The following is a 14,389-nucleotide window of genomic DNA, read 5'->3' as shown; positions in this document are numbered from 1 at the left end:
CTATGCGGATTGGTATGATACCCAAGTGATAGTCGCGAGCAAGTTGCAGGTTAGTTATTATTAATTTTCTACATCCTGCCCATGCGTATTAAAAAGTAGACTTCGATTTCTGCATAGCGATATTGCGAGGCACGCTGTACACATCAGAGATGGTGCGGTTTAAACTGCAGTTTGGTACCACTGTTTACCGTCTGTCTGGTCCAATATGAAAGGATTCTTAAAATTATACGTTTTAATAACCAAGGATACCCAGCGTTATACGCTTTTACCTTACTATACTACATTGGTAATAAAACCATTTATATGTCGAAGGTAATGAAAGCTGAAAAGGTGATAGTTGAAAAAGTGAAAGGACGTAGACTCCACCGTCAAAGCGGTGCCGGTCTTATTGAAATCCTTATCACGCTTTTTATCCTTGCGGTGGGATTACTTGGTGTTGCTGCATTACAGTTCACCGGTTCTTTTGCGAACAAAGATGCAATTAGCAGAACCCAAGCAGAAATGGTTGCTGCACAAGTAGCAGAGCGCCTGCGCGCTGCGGCCCGGCCGGCCACTGTAGGCGATGGTATGGTTGCGAATAATGCCTACTTTTCCAGCAATAACTATAATTTTTCGACGCTCAGTTGTGCAGGCTCTTCTAACCCTTACTACGGCTGTTGCTTGACGAGACCGGCTGGTGTGCCGAATTGTGAAGGGCAATCCTGTAACGAAGCGCAAATGGCTGCTTATGACGGGTGGGCGCTTTCTTGTTCAGCTGTACAAACTAATCCTCAAACGAAAGTCTCAGTTTCTTGCGCTGACAACAATACCGCTGATATTTACAGCTGCAGCGCAGGCTCGCGTGTTCAGGTGCTACTTACTTGGCCTGTTTCATCATCGGGTAATCAAACTTATACCCTTAATTCTAGATGCAACCCAACTACCGGCGACAGCAATGCGTGTGTGTTCAAGGATATCACGTTATGAACTCGAATCAGTTGGGGTCTCAGCGGGGTTTTTCACTAGTTGAACTGATGATTACATTAACCTTGGGGTTGGTGATCTCAGGTGCAGTTATTCAGGTGCTAGTTAGTAGCAGTGTTACTAATAAACTCAATCAAGCTGTGTCGCAAGTGCAGGAGTCGGGGCGTTTCATAATGGGTAGATTGTCTGCCGAATTTTACGAAATTGGCCGCTACGATCAAGTAACCGCGAACATCGACGCTTCGGTCGACGTCGTCGCAGAAGCGGCTTATGTAGAAAATCATCCCATTGCCGTAGTTGGGGACTTCGCAACTAATGCAACCTTAGGCAGCGTCCAGACCGCAAGCGGGGGCAGCGACAAGCTCGTTGTAAGCTTATTGGCCCAGGAAGATTGTACGGGTAATTCACATGGCTATGCCGCGGGTAGTGAATTCCACGTGGTAAATCACTATTTTGTGACAGGAAGTACGCTTAAATGCACCGGCTACGATGGACGAGTGCTCCGTGGATTAAAAGCACAGGCCGTTTCTCCACTTTCCGTGACCTTGCTCGACAATGTAGAGAGCTTTCAAGTGCAATTTGGCGTTTCGGATACAATAACCAATTCGCGAGGACAAGCCATTTCATACGTGACCGCCGATGAAATTGCGGGTTTAAGAGCGTTAAATCAGCAAGTGGTATCACTGCGGTGGGCAATTATGCTTAAAAGCTATCAAAATGAAGTAAGGCAAACTCAGGCTCAAAAGTACGCACTGTTGAACGAATCGTCTAAAACCATGGATACCGCACATTATTACCAGGTGTTCTCAAAGACGCTAGCACTTCGAAATATGAAGAATTTTGTGAGGAGTTCGCAATGAAACAACAAGGCTTAGTGATGGTATTTGCATTGCTAGTATTGCTTTCGATTACTGTTTTAGGTGTAAGCGCGGTTACCAGTAGCTTGTCACAATCAAAGATGGCGGTGTCTATGCAGCAAAGCGGCTTGGCCTTTGATGCGGCTGAGGCAGCTATCGCAGGCGTGTTTTTCGAATCCGAAGATGAGACGTTACTTACAGATCCAACTAAAACCGATCCACTATCAGAAGCTAGACAGGGTACTGTATTTGACCCCCAGGCTGATACGATGAGTTGCTTTGACGAAGGACAGTGGACTGACCGTCACATGACTGAAGGGGGGCTCTCTGTGGGTGATAGGCATGTTACCGATGGCACTTATCAAAATGCAGCATCGTCAAAGAGTTGGTCTCGTACTGCATTTATTCGCGAGCAGGCTTGCCGAGGTTCAAGTAACGTGATTGGTGGAAGTAATGTGAACTGCCACGTGTTTATTATAAGAGGCTGCGGCAAAGTTGCAGGTAAATCCTCGGTTGTCGCTAACAGTTTGGCTGCTTCAGTATTTGGCCCGGCTTCACAATAGGTATCAGCATGAAAAAATTGACTACATATCTTGCTTCGATAACGCTTTTTAGCTGCATAGGCTTTTCCGCTTTTGGTGATGACCTTGATATTTATTTAGGCAATGCAAGCAACGCGGTTACCTATAATCCAAACGTTTTGTTCATCATGGACTCTTCAGGGAGTATGGGGGCGTACGACAATACCAGTCAAACTAGAATGCTTCGGGTTCAAAACGCGCTCAAAGAGGCCCTAGGAACTGCCACCAATATTAACGCTGGCCTGATGCGTTTTTCTGACTATGGCGGCCCTATTTTATATCCTATCCGCAATATAGATGAATCAGTACGACCTGAAATTATAATTTCCACTAACAACGATAATCACGACGCCCATGAAATCGACGGCAGCGTAACCACAGACAGCAACGACTTAATTTTAAGTAGTGGTACTAAAACCGTGACATCAGGACTGCGTTTTACTGAGTTGAATATTCCACAGGGTGCTACGATCATAAGCGCCAATATTCGCTTCACTTCCGAGAAGTTTAACGTCGCGGGTACCTCGTTAGTGTTTTCAGCCGAAGCTTCAGCTGAAAGCACGGCGTTTTCATCGTCAAGTAATAACCTGAGTAGCCGAGTAAAAACGGCTGCAAATGTTGAGTGGCTCACCGACAATAGCTTTCCAACATCGGGTGAGGTAATAACCACCCCCGATATCAGTGCCGTTATTCAAGAAGTCGTGGATTTATCAGCTTGGTGTGGCGGTAAAGACTTAAACATTTTAATTGAAGGCACGAGTTCAGATACAGCAAGCGCCCGAGAAGCCAGAGCAAGTGATGTAGGGCAAAGTGGTGCTCCTCAGCTAGTTGTTTCCTACGACGATTCAACGGCCACAGGTTGTATACAAGGGGAGGCCATTTATCAGGTTGCCAGTTCAAGAGATAATTCAGAAGAAAATGTTAATGGGTACCCTAATACCGGTAATGAGCTTACTTTCAATTCTTCATACAACGACTATATCGGTGTTCGTTTTAGGAATGTAAATATTCCCCAAGGTGCTGAAATAACAGAGGCCTACCTAGAATTTACGGCTTACAATACAAGAACAAGTGGAAATCCAAGTATGCGAATTCGTGGCGTTGCCGATAATGATGCCTCGGATTTTCACCCAGAGCGTCGTTACCGGCTACGAGACCTTCCAAAAACCTCAGGCATCACTTGGTCCATGCCTGACTTTTACAGTAATAATGATTATAGAACGCCGGATATAAGCAGCATCGTAAAACAAATTGTAGACCGCTCAGGTTGGCAATCTGGTAATGATATGGCTTTTGTACTTGATAACTTTGTTTCATATCGGGGGGCGCACACCTATAACCACTGGCCTTCTCGAGCACCTAAGCTTGTTGTGAAGTTCAATGGCTCCGCCACGCCTGGCTCATCGGCTTCAGTGCGCGAACATCTTATGAGCAAAATAGACGAACTGAGTGCTAACGGTTTTACTCCCATCGTTGACACGCTTTTGGAAGCAACAAATTATTATGGCGGTAGAAGTGTAGATTATGGCCGTAAACGTGGCGAAAGTGATGTTAGTAATTCAGTTAGACGTAGCACGCGAGTAAGCCATAGAAGCTCATATCTTGGCGCTGATTCAATTCTTCCTTCAGGGTGCTCGGAAGATAATCTATCTGACAGCGATTGCATTAATGAGCAGATACCCGCGCCTGCCACTTATATTTCACCAGTATCAGATTTGCAGTGTCAGACCAATAATCACATCGTATTGCTGTCCGATGGTGAGGCGAATAACAACCATAGTGTTTCTAAAATTCAAACCTTACTAGGCAAAAGCTGTACGGGTAGTGGTGGCGAGAAATGTGGTCTGGATTTAGTCAAAAATATAAGCGATACCTCCACATCTGTAATTGGGCCAAGGGTCATTACGCATACCATAGGTTTTGCCGCGAACAACACAGCAAATAATTTCTTGAATCAACTCGCTTTGCAAAGCGGTGGCGGCTTCTATCAAGCTGATAACAGCACCGATTTGCTCGAGGCTTTCAATACTATCCTGCGCTCAGTGAAGGACGTGAATGCCACTTTCGTTTCACCGGGTGTTGCGGTGAATCAGCTCAATCGTCTTACTCATAGAGACGAGCTTTATTTTGCTCTATTTAAGCCTAGTGAAGGCGCTATTTGGCCTGGGAACTTAAAGCGCTATCGCTTGAGTGGCGATAAGATTTTAGACAAAAATAGCCTGGGTGCGGTGGACAATGTAACGGGCTTTTTTGCAGAAAATGCCCATAGTTACTGGTCTACTCTTGCTGATGGAAGCGAAGTCAGTGAAGGCGGTGCAGCTAGCCGCTTAGGTGCAAATCGCAATATTTTTGTCTTCGATGGCGTTGGAACAATTGCAAGCGAAGCCAATCGCCTTCACGAGGATAATTCCAACATCACAAAGGCTGACCTTGCCATTCAAAGCGAAACAGATGCTGACCCATTACGAGATGCAATTTTAAAGTGGGCAAGAGGTCTTGATGTAAAAGACAGTAATGGCGATGGCAGCACCAGCGACTATCGTCCGCAGATGGGCGATCCCATCCATTCTCAACCTATTATCGTTAATTACGGGACTAACGATTCCGCTATTTTCGTCGCGACAAATCAGGGCATGTTGCATTCTTTCGATACAGAAACGGGAGAAGAAAATTTCGCTATCATGCCCAAAGAGCTACTTCAGAACCTACATCACTTTTACAAAGACACACCGTCGCTGAGTCACCAGTATGGACTCGATGGAGATATGATTTTAAGGATCTTCGACAATAAGAAGTATCTTTACGTGGGCATGCGAAGAGGCGGTCGTAATTATTATGGCTTTGATGTTACGCAGAAAGACTCTCCAAAACTTAAATTTAAACTAGAGGGTGGTCAGGGGGCTTTGGCGAAGTTGGGACAAACATGGTCAAGACCAACAATTACTAAAATTAACATGGGCGGACAGGTAAAAAATGTAATGATTGTTGGTGGTGGTTACGATGACGCTCAGGATGACCGTGCTATAAGAGCTAATGATGTGGTTGGTAATGCGGTATTTATTTTTGATGCCGACACAGGAAGCCTGCTTTGGCATGCAAGTAATGAAAATGCCGACCTTAACCTCTCAAACATGACCTACAGTATACCGGGGCGCATCTCTGTGATTGATAGGGATAACGATGGATTTGCTGATCATATGTATATTGCAGATACAGGTGGTCAACTGTTTAGATTAGATATTTACAACGGCAAATCGGGTGCTGACTTTATAAAAGGTGCGCGTCTTGCTGATTTTGGCGGTGACACAGCCGAAACTAATCGCCGCTTTTACTACGGTCCCGATGTTACGGAAATCGCTTTAGGTAACGAATTGTACTATGGCGTAGCACTGGGAAGTGGGTGGCGAGCATCTCCCCTAGACACTGTGGTGGAAGATAATTTTTATATGCTCAAAGATAGCGGCGTATTTAAACGCGACACGAACGGCAATTACACCTACATGGAAACGGTCTACGAAAGCGATATGTACAACGCCACAAGCCACACACTTAACAGTAGTGATGAAAACGAGCGTGAGCTTGCTTCGCAAGAGTTTGCAAACAAAGACGGGTGGTATCTAAACCTAAATATCAATGGTGAAAAAGTTTTATCTTCTCCGCTTATCATTGATTACAAGGTGTTCTTTACCACTTACATACCTGCGGTCAGTAGCACGAGCTCATGTGCGCCCCCCACTGGAAACAGCCGTGCTTATCTCGTTAACATGTTTAATGCGAATGCAGTAACGGATGTAAACAATGATGGTGAAGTTAATGAACTAGACCGTGCCGCCGATTTAAAACAAACCGGTATAGCTCCTGAAACGAAAATCCTAATTGAAGATATTGTTAGCCCCGTGGTCTGTCTGGGTACAGAGTGCGTTTCCGCGGTAATAGAAGTGGATGAAGATGGGAATGAGCAGGCCTGTACCAATGCTTTCGAGTGTTTAGCAGAGAATATTTATGGACGTTTCGAACGCGTTCAGCGCGGTAGTTGGCATTCGGAAACAGAAAGAGAGTAGTTATGACTATGAGAGTATCCCAGCAGGGTTTTTCACTGATTGAGCTAATGATTGTCGTCGCTATTGTCGGCATCATCGCAGCGATTGCCTATCCCTCTTATCAAGGCGTTATTTCAGATGGATACCGCGGCACAGGGCAAGCAGATTTACTAGGGCTGGCTTCTGCTATGGAGCGCCACCATAGTGGCTCTTTTAGCTATGAGGGCGCCGCTAATGGTGGCTCAAATACGGGGGCACCGGCAGTCTTTTCAGCATACTCTCCTTCATCTGAGCCAGCGGCAAATAAGCGCTATACGCTGAGTATCGTTGCTGCATCTGCGACAGCTTTCGAACTTAAAGCAACGCCCGTGACGGGGACTGGGCAGGCTGCTAATGGAGCGCTCTATTATTTCAGCGATGGAAGAAAAGGTTGGGATAAGAATAATAATGGTAATCTTGAATCTAGTGAATATTGTTGGTCGTGCTAAGCGGTTGAGGGCATTGCTTAGCGGCTTCTTTGCTGCCTTTTGAATGTTTAAATAGACCTTTCTCATGGCCTTATTAACGCTCTTAATCAGGGGGGCGTCGAAAGTAATGACGGCGTACCAAATACAGCGATATCACTCCACTGCTGATCTACGTTATCGTTGATATAATCCGTGCGCTTTAAGTTAATCACCGTTGTTTGACTGATTTGAGTATCAAGAATGGTTTCCCAAAGCACTAGCGCCCCGGTTTTGCTGTTTAACAAGTAAGCGCTTGTGCTTGTAAAAAGCAATAAAGTAATTAGCACTTCTACAAGAATTCCTCCCCCTTCAACTCTTGAAGTTAGACACCGGCTTTCAAGAAAAGCGCGGGGTAAACGCATACTTCTGAAAATACTTCTAAAAGATTCAATTTTAATCGTGATCATAGGATGTCCCTGGAATAGGAATTATTTTGGCAAGCACTGTGTTCTCTTGAAGGGCTTTGAGCAGTGGAGTGGAAAGCGTCGCCGTACCGTTTATTTGCTCAGTTACAGGCGCGTTTGATACATAGGTACCACTGATAGAGGCAGAACTCGCAACACGAAGCGTGTAAGGACTATGTGAAGATGAAAGCATAACAATCAGACCGTAGAGGTGAGTGTGTGCTTGAAGTGTTAAATCGCCATCGGCAACAATCAGCAATACAGGGTTAGAACTAGAGTTATGTGGTAGATCGCTAGGGTCCAGTTCACAATCTCCAGTTATCCAAAACACATTGCCAGACAGCATATTATGGCATTGAGTCAGACTCTCAACTTCTGCAAAGAAGTTAGCACTAAGTGCTGATGCATCACGGTTAAATAACCAGTTGGTCAATTGGCTATCCCACGAGAATTGCTGAGCGGAAGTTGGCAGTCTCAAAAGAGAAGGGTAGCGAAGAAATTTAGCCGTATATGTCGCGTTTGTACTATCGTGGGATACACTCACTTCAAATTGGGTTAGCGGTTGGCTATCTATTCCTTCTAATTCGCTTACCAAAATAGTGGTAGATAAATGAGCCACATCGGTTGCAGTCAAAGCAGTTAAAACGTGTTGTGAGCGTAGTGCTCTGGCAACGTTTTTTACGTGCAGTTTCAACTCAACTTGGTTGCTTTCGGCGTTGCGTCTTGCTTTTTCTAAGGTGTAAAACTGCTGGACGCTTTGTGATGTAGTTACCGTCGCAAAAGCCACAATGCTAAGAAGAATGGCCACAACTGCAAGCACTACCATCCCTTCTTGGTGTTTTTTATTACCAGTGAATCTTTGGCAACCACGTCTAGCGTTAAAAAACTGTTTTCTTTTTTCAACCGTCATTAGGCACCTCTACGATAAAGCTTTCATGGCTTTGTACCTCTGTGTCGATAATACTTTGAAGCGATATTTTTATTTCGTATGCTGATCCCCAACTACCTTTATGTATGCGATTTGCGCTGAACTGAGTGACGGAGAGTGTTTCTGGGTCAGTTAAGTCAAACCATCCACCTTGTTCACAAGTATTGCCATTTACTCGGTACTCTATCGCCTTGTTGTTTAACCGGAAGCCAAACAGCTCGCCCTGTGATTGGGATATTGCGCCGTCTTTATTTTTGTCGTAAGCAAATGTGATGCAGCTGTTTGAAGGTTCAGTTGAGCGTTCACCAAGAGCAACATTTGAAGCAGGGGAATGACCGCTAGACAAAGCTATAAATGGGGAGAGTATATTAGCCTCTTCAATAAATCCCGCCCTTCCCAATTGTTGAGAAATTGTGCTTTTCAACGCACGCATATCTTCTTCCAAGCTAGTGGCATGTTGGAGTGAAGAGAGCGCTACATGAGATTTCGCAGCATACGAAGCAACAATAGAAATCAGTAGACCGGACAATGCACATGCCACCAAAAGTTCCGTTATGCTGAAACCCGTTGCTCTGTGATGGTGATTATTGTGCACATAGGCAATGTGAAGTCTCAACATGGCGCTATACCGACAAAACTCTGTTCGGTGCATAACCTTACTCTTCCCAATGAACTAAAGGTTACCTTTGCATTAAAGCGCTCACTAGAAAGAGTAAAGGTTGTATTGCTGCCAAAGTTAAGCGTGCCGTGCTTATTAAAAGCGACCGTCTTGTCTGTGTTACCCACTGTATTGAGTTTGATATTCCATGCGGTGGGGAGTTCCAAATGAGAGGCTTCATTTAACGCGCATGTTTGATAGGAAGCACAGCTGCAATCCTGTTCGTTACTTATCAATAAACAATTGTCGTTTTCGATTTTCGCTATTAAGTAAAAGGTTTTTTGCTGGGCGAGGGACTGTATACGTGTTTGTTTTGCAAGTTCTGTGACCCGCGTAGCGAAATGTTTGAACGCATTTTTTTCCTGCCACCCTTGAAAAGACGGGACGGCAAGTAAAGAAAGTATGCTTAAAATTAGTAAAGAGACGAGCAGTTCTAATAATGATAGCCCCGCCATCATGTCAGGCTGTCTATTTTCATTTTTTTCTTTGCGAATTGTCCAAAAAGCCATGCGCAAGTCCAGTTATAGCAACAGAGGTAAATTGATAGGCTCAATGTACTTAATAACTCGCTAACGGGAAGCTGTACCATGGAAGGGAATTGCATTACAAATGATAAAAGGCAAGGGCAAGAAGGGTTTACCTTGATTGAGCTATTAGTTGCTATGGCTATTGTTGGATTGCTCAGTCTTGCTGCAACGTCTGCCATAAATACGACACGACAGATAAGCGAGATAAATAAAGTTAAAGCTCACTTACTATCACTTCAAGCGATGCAGTCGACAATGTGGCTCGAAACTGGGCATTACCTTCCGCCAAATGCGTTACCCAGCGCTAACATTCCAAACGTCAATTTTACGCAATCCAATAGTCAGGGGGGAGGCTATGAAATTGCCGCTACACGTTTATCACTAAGTACGGACGACAGCTGCCGAACGATAAAAATCAGTGAGGTAATGCTTTCACCTAAAGAATGCTGGTAAGAAAAGCGCTATACCAATCCGTATAGATAATTATCCATTGAATGTTAGTGTTTTAAAAAAGTGCTCATTAGCTGCACGTTAAATCATTACCAGCAAGGTCTTCTTTTGCTCCATCACCATCGCTATCTACAGCGACAGATATTCTGCCATAAAGCGACAGTAAAAGTGCTGACGCATAGTCAGTATCGCCATCATTGGGGCAAAGGGTGATGGTAGCGGCATTGTCGATACCGCCCTGTTCATTAAATACTAAGCTGCCGCTAATACCGTATAAAGTGTTGGCGGCATTGAGAGGGTCACTTGCAACGATCAAATCTTCGTTATTATCTCGGGTACTGTTGCCATTAACATCGATGAACACCATTTTGGCATCTCGCCAGTTGTTTGTGCAGGCGGTGTAATCAGCTGTGGGGCACAACACCACGTTAGTTTGCTCATCTACAGCAGTAAACCGGGCACGCTGAGCAACAGCGCTCAAATTGTTTAAATCAGCAGTAATTCTATTTTTGATAAGTATATTTTGTATACCTGGCGCAACCGTCGTTAATATTATGGCGAGAACAGCGACAGCCACCAGCATCTCTAACAGGGTCAGCCCTGTTTGCTTTGAGATTTTGCGACGATAATTTTTTTGCTTTTTGTTAATCATTTTAAAACGTTATCTGCCAATATTTTGTTATTCAACGGGAATGCCTTTTGTTTGCCTTTTTGTGGGTTTAACACTTGATTCATCTTATCTGTCAAGGCTTACCGCGTTTCCATAGAGATAGTTTGAAGGCTTAGTCCAACGTTTCTAAGTGTTTCTATCTTCAATGTAATGAAATCAAAAGGTAATAAGGCGTAAATGACCTATATTTTAGGGTAAACTAAAAAACAACGGCAATGGTATGTTTTACTGTGCTATCGCATCGTTGACCATACGCCTTATGGTTAATGAGGCTTCAAATAACATGCCTAGCCTTCATCATAATATAATAGGGATGGCTTGACCTTTTAGCAGTTGGTCAGGTCAATGTCTTTCTAATACGGGTGACGATAACACTAACATCCAAAGTGATATTGTCGTAGAATCAAGTTCCAGGACGCCTTAAAAATACGTGGATATTATAATGCAAAAACAAGCAGTTATTGATGAAATGAAAGTGCTGCCTGAAATTGACGTGGAATACGAAGTCGCACGTCGAGTCTCTTTTATAAAGAAGCAGTTGCTTACATCCGGTTTGAATTCTTTGGTACTTGGTATCAGTGGGGGAATTGATTCGTGCACATTGGGCCGTCTCGCTCAATTAGCCGTGAATGAATTGAACGAAGAGCATCACGAGAGCTATCAATTCATTGCAGTTCGTTTGCCTTACGATACGCAAGCGGACGAAGAAGACGCACAAAAATCTATCGACTTTATCCAACCTACGCATTCCGTTGCTGTAAACGTAAAGCCTGGTGCAGATGCCATTCATGCCTCAACGGCTGAGGCGCTATCCAATGCAGACCTTCTTCCTTCAAGCGAAGCAAAGCAAGACTTTGTCAAAGGAAATGTTAAAGCGCGCACTCGCATGGTTATTCAATATGAAATTGCGGGTATGGTTGACGGCTTAGTATTAGGTACCGATCACTCGGCTGAAAATATTACAGGGTTTTATACTAAATACGGAGATGGTGCTTGTGATCTGGCACCACTTTTTGGCTTAAGTAAGCGCCAAGTGCGTGCAGTGGCAGCCCATTTAGGTGCGCCGCACAATGTGATTACCAAAGCTCCCACCGCTGATTTGGAGAGTCTTTCTCCGCAAAAGGCGGATGAACAGGCGCTAGGAATGTCTTACGACCAAATCGATGACTTTTTGGAAGGTAAGCCCGTTTCTGCAGAAGTGGAAGAGAAATTGCTCTATATTTATGAGCGCACACAACATAAACGTGTGCCAATTCCAACAATTTACGATGAGTTGTAGTCATGAAAAAAATTGAAGCTATCATTAAACCGTTCAAAATGGACGATGTTAGGGAAGCGCTAGCTGAAGTCGGTATCGCAGGGATGACCGTGTCTGAAGTTAAAGGTTTTGGCCGCCAGAAAGGTCATACCGAGCTTTATCGCGGTGCAGAATACCAAGTTGACTTCCTACCGAAAATTAAAATTGAACTAGTGCTAGACGATGACAGGGTTGAGCAAGCCGTGGAAGCTATTCAGTCTTCAGCAAAAACAGGCAAGATTGGCGACGGAAAGATATTTGTTTACAGCGTAGAGCAGGCTGTGCGTATTCGTACTGGTGAACAAAACGAAGACGCGATTTAAAAGTTAGTGCTTACTGTGCATGAAAAAGGGAGCCAATTGGCTCCCTTTTCTTTATGCGCATTGGTATAAAAGCGAATGATCAAACATTTTAGTGGTCGTGCCCGCAACCGCCTTCACCATGAACATGACCATGTTCAAGTTCTTTTTGCGTTGCTTCACGTACATCAACAACTGATACATCGAACGTAAGTGGAATACCCGCTAGCGGGTGGTTTCCGTCTACAACTACTTCGTCATCAGTAGTTTCGATAATAATGACCGATTGCTCCCCCTGGGGGGTAGTAGCGCGGAAAGACATACCTACTTCAACATCCATCCCTTCAAACATTGAGCGAGGAACGGTTTGCACCAATTCATCAGCTCGCTCTCCATATGCTTTCTCGGGCTCTACAGATACATTAAAGCTATCGTCTTTTGTTTTGCCAATAAGTGCATCTTCAAGGCCTTCGATCAAAAAGCGGCGACCTAAAAGCACTACCAGTGGTGATTTCCCTTCTGAAGAGTCTAGCGTTGTGCCGTCTTCGGTTGATACGGTGTAGTGTAGCGTTACAACGCTGTCAGAAGTAATTGTCATAACAAATCCTATCTTGGCCTTATTGTTAAACTTGTTTCAGAATATAAGGCAGTAAATAAAAAGCAGCAAAACTGCTGCTTAGCGACGTTTTTTCACAATATTGCTAGCTTGTTGCTCAATACTGTACGGCAAGCTATTAGGGTAACAGGTAATAGCGTTATTATCAGCCAGTCTGTGTAAATCTTCAGAAGTAGTGTCGTTGTTAAGTACGGCGATAAACCATGTTTCGCTCTCTAATGCCGCCACTTTAATAACTTTACCGGCAACGCGCCAATTATCCCCCAGTTGCTTTTCTAGGCTGTCTCCGGGCTTTACAGAGACATGTCCTTTAAGCTTAAAACTGTACGCGGCTCGCTTGTTTTTGCCTAAAAAGCGGGTTCTAGCAACGACCTCTTGACCCATATAGCAGCCTTTATCAAAATCGATACCGTTGAGAGCCTGTACGTTGATCATTTGCGGAACATATTCGCCTATTGCTTCACTATCGAGCATAGGATGCACGCTTTCAATTTGAATTGCGTCGAATACAGTGTGCGAAAAACAAGGAAGTGAGTGGGCACCTATGTTTTCTTCAAACCGGTCAATCGCGTCTTTAATTAGAATCAGTACAAAGCCCTCGCGGCTTGTATTTGCAGTGAATATCACGCCTTGTTCACTTTCTACTTTTTGAAGTGTACTTGCTTTGCTCTGACTTGAACCAAATAGTTTTTCTAGTTCATCAGTTACAAAAAGCTCACTAAGCAATGCTTGCGTATTGCTGTTTTTAGCTGCGTCAGCCGAGAGAAAATAGCCATTATAGCGAGGCGTGTCGTCTACTATATCGACTTTGGAAAAGACGCCATATTTATTGAGTTGCGCCAAAGATTGGTTACCCGCATCGGCATTAGTAAGTAATAACAGCTTGCTTGCATGTCTAGTCACATAGCCTGTCGCCCACGTTTTACCCTTGTTGTCACAATGGGCAAAATGCCTCGCTGTCACCTTGTCCAGCTTGTTAATATTCACTGTGATTTGACCGTGCAGGTAGCTGTCGGCTTGCTCACCTTCAAGAGAAATAATCATTGAGCCGGAAAGCTCAACCATAAATTCGTTAGGTAGGTCGTTTAACGATGCGATAGAGGTCATAGTCACCACTTATAAAATTTCGAGTCTGTTTCCAAAGTATGGCATAACCACCATTATTCAAGGGCAAGGCTACTAATTCTGTATAGATTAAGTTCTATTTAGTTTTCGCATCAGACCAAAAGAGCAGTGATCCCCACACTCTCGCCATGGTATTATTGTCAGTAAATAATAAGTGGTAAGGATGACAAATGTTTGAACCAAAAAGATTAGCGAGATTAAAATGGGCTTGCCGTCGGGGTATGCTGGAACTAGATGTGCTGCTACTACCTTTCGTTGAAGAGGCGTTTGAATCTCTTAGCTACGATGAGCAAGAAACATTTGAGCGGTTACTTACAAGCGATGACCCAGACCTATTTGCATGGATAATGGGTCATCAAAAGTGCGAAGATCCCGAGTTAGCCGCTATGGTCGCGACCATCGTAAATCGTGTCAAAGTATAGAATAAACATAACCTCTAACAAATATAGACCTTTATTGGGGGAGGCA

The 14,389-nt window shown here is 44.1% G+C and carries 16 protein-coding genes; 9 read left to right on the top strand and 7 right to left on the bottom strand.

From position 1 onward, the window contains the following. The first annotated feature begins 315 nt into the window (after positions 1 to 315). Genes GVO62_RS17190 through GVO62_RS17170 form a run of 5 tightly spaced genes read left to right on the top strand, consistent with a single transcriptional unit; the run spans position 316 to position 6,929 of the window. Complete coding sequence (locus GVO62_RS17190; protein WP_105931683.1) at positions 316 to 966, top strand: prepilin-type N-terminal cleavage/methylation domain-containing protein; 651 nt, start codon at positions 316 to 318, stop codon at positions 964 to 966. Beyond that, a complete protein-coding gene (locus GVO62_RS17185; protein ID WP_159120295.1) occupies positions 963 to 1,823 on the top strand; it encodes a PilW family protein in 861 nt (286 codons plus the stop codon). Before GVO62_RS17190 ends, GVO62_RS17185 begins: the two co-directional genes overlap by 4 nt. Continuing rightward, positions 1,820 to 2,383, top strand: a complete 564-nt coding sequence (locus GVO62_RS17180; RefSeq protein ID WP_159120294.1) for a PilX N-terminal domain-containing pilus assembly protein — start codon at positions 1,820 to 1,822, stop codon at positions 2,381 to 2,383. Before GVO62_RS17185 ends, GVO62_RS17180 begins: the two co-directional genes overlap by 4 nt. Before the next feature lie 8 nt (positions 2,384 to 2,391). After that, positions 2,392 to 6,462, top strand: a complete 4,071-nt coding sequence (locus GVO62_RS17175; protein ID WP_159120293.1) for a PilC/PilY family type IV pilus protein — start codon at positions 2,392 to 2,394, stop codon at positions 6,460 to 6,462. A gap of 2 nt (positions 6,463 to 6,464) precedes the next feature. Further along, positions 6,465 to 6,929: a type IV pilin protein gene (locus GVO62_RS17170; RefSeq protein ID WP_159120292.1), complete on the top strand. Its 465-nt coding sequence runs from the start codon at positions 6,465 to 6,467 to the stop codon at positions 6,927 to 6,929. 86 nt (positions 6,930 to 7,015) lie between these two features. Here the strand turns inward: GVO62_RS17170 and GVO62_RS17165 are convergent, their stop codons facing one another. Genes GVO62_RS17165 through GVO62_RS17150 form a run of 4 tightly spaced genes read right to left on the bottom strand, consistent with a single transcriptional unit; the run spans position 7,016 to position 9,446 of the window. Next, a complete protein-coding gene (locus GVO62_RS17165; RefSeq protein WP_236547218.1) occupies positions 7,016 to 7,354 on the bottom strand; it encodes a hypothetical protein in 339 nt (112 codons plus the stop codon). Then, positions 7,341 to 8,261 carry a hypothetical protein gene (locus GVO62_RS17160; protein WP_159120291.1) on the bottom strand — a complete coding sequence of 307 codons (921 nt, stop codon included), beginning with the start codon at positions 8,259 to 8,261 and terminating at the stop codon, positions 7,341 to 7,343. Before GVO62_RS17160 ends, GVO62_RS17165 begins: the two co-directional genes overlap by 14 nt. Next, positions 8,251 to 8,898 (bottom strand): potassium:proton antiporter, encoded by a 648-nt coding sequence (locus tag GVO62_RS17155; protein ID WP_159120290.1) that lies wholly within the window; start codon positions 8,896 to 8,898, stop codon positions 8,251 to 8,253. The genes GVO62_RS17160 and GVO62_RS17155 overlap by 11 nt, the downstream gene beginning before the upstream one ends. Then, entirely contained in the window at positions 8,892 to 9,446 is a 555-nt protein-coding gene (locus GVO62_RS17150) for a prepilin-type N-terminal cleavage/methylation domain-containing protein (protein ID WP_159120289.1), read from the bottom strand. The genes GVO62_RS17155 and GVO62_RS17150 overlap by 7 nt, the downstream gene beginning before the upstream one ends. 78 nt (positions 9,447 to 9,524) lie before the next feature. Between GVO62_RS17150 and GVO62_RS17145 the strand changes: the two genes are divergently transcribed. Then, a complete protein-coding gene (locus GVO62_RS17145; protein WP_159120288.1) occupies positions 9,525 to 9,917 on the top strand; it encodes a type IV pilin protein in 393 nt (130 codons plus the stop codon). Between the two features lie 67 nt (positions 9,918 to 9,984). Here GVO62_RS17145 and GVO62_RS17140 read toward each other — a convergent pair whose 3' ends face one another. Next, positions 9,985 to 10,566: a GspH/FimT family pseudopilin gene (locus tag GVO62_RS17140; RefSeq protein ID WP_159120287.1), complete on the bottom strand. Its 582-nt coding sequence runs from the start codon at positions 10,564 to 10,566 to the stop codon at positions 9,985 to 9,987. Between the two features lie 460 nt (positions 10,567 to 11,026). Here GVO62_RS17140 and nadE point away from each other — a divergent pair, with 460 nt between their 5' ends. Together nadE and GVO62_RS17130 are read left to right on the top strand one after the other, a co-directional pair. Continuing rightward, positions 11,027 to 11,863 carry an ammonia-dependent NAD(+) synthetase gene (nadE, locus tag GVO62_RS17135; RefSeq protein ID WP_120961304.1) on the top strand — a complete coding sequence of 279 codons (837 nt, stop codon included), beginning with the start codon at positions 11,027 to 11,029 and terminating at the stop codon, positions 11,861 to 11,863. A gap of 2 nt (positions 11,864 to 11,865) precedes the next feature. Continuing rightward, on the top strand, positions 11,866 to 12,204 hold the full coding sequence (locus tag GVO62_RS17130; RefSeq protein WP_105931694.1) for a P-II family nitrogen regulator: 339 nt from the start codon (positions 11,866 to 11,868) through the stop codon (positions 12,202 to 12,204). 88 nt (positions 12,205 to 12,292) lie between these two features. Here the strand turns inward: GVO62_RS17130 and GVO62_RS17125 are convergent, their stop codons facing one another. Both GVO62_RS17125 and ygfZ read right to left on the bottom strand, forming a co-directional pair. Then, entirely contained in the window at positions 12,293 to 12,778 is a 486-nt protein-coding gene (locus tag GVO62_RS17125; protein WP_159120286.1) for an FKBP-type peptidyl-prolyl cis-trans isomerase, read from the bottom strand. A 78-nt stretch (positions 12,779 to 12,856) separates the two neighbouring features. Continuing rightward, a complete protein-coding gene (gene ygfZ / locus GVO62_RS17120) occupies positions 12,857 to 13,903 on the bottom strand; it encodes a CAF17-like 4Fe-4S cluster assembly/insertion protein YgfZ (RefSeq protein ID WP_159120285.1) in 1,047 nt (348 codons plus the stop codon). A gap of 188 nt (positions 13,904 to 14,091) precedes the next feature. Here ygfZ and GVO62_RS17115 point away from each other — a divergent pair, with 188 nt between their 5' ends. After that, the gene (locus GVO62_RS17115) at positions 14,092 to 14,343 is read left to right on the top strand and encodes an FAD assembly factor SdhE (protein WP_159120284.1); all 252 of its coding nucleotides are present in this window, start codon (positions 14,092 to 14,094) and stop codon (positions 14,341 to 14,343) included. Positions 14,344 to 14,389 lie beyond the last annotated feature (46 nt).

Source organism: Alteromonas sp. KUL150, from assembly GCF_009811475.1.
Taxonomy (GTDB): Bacteria; Pseudomonadota; Gammaproteobacteria; order Enterobacterales; family Alteromonadaceae; genus Alteromonas; species Alteromonas gracilis.
Note: the sequence above shows the minus strand (reverse complement) of the source record. Positions and strands in the feature narration are given on the sequence as shown.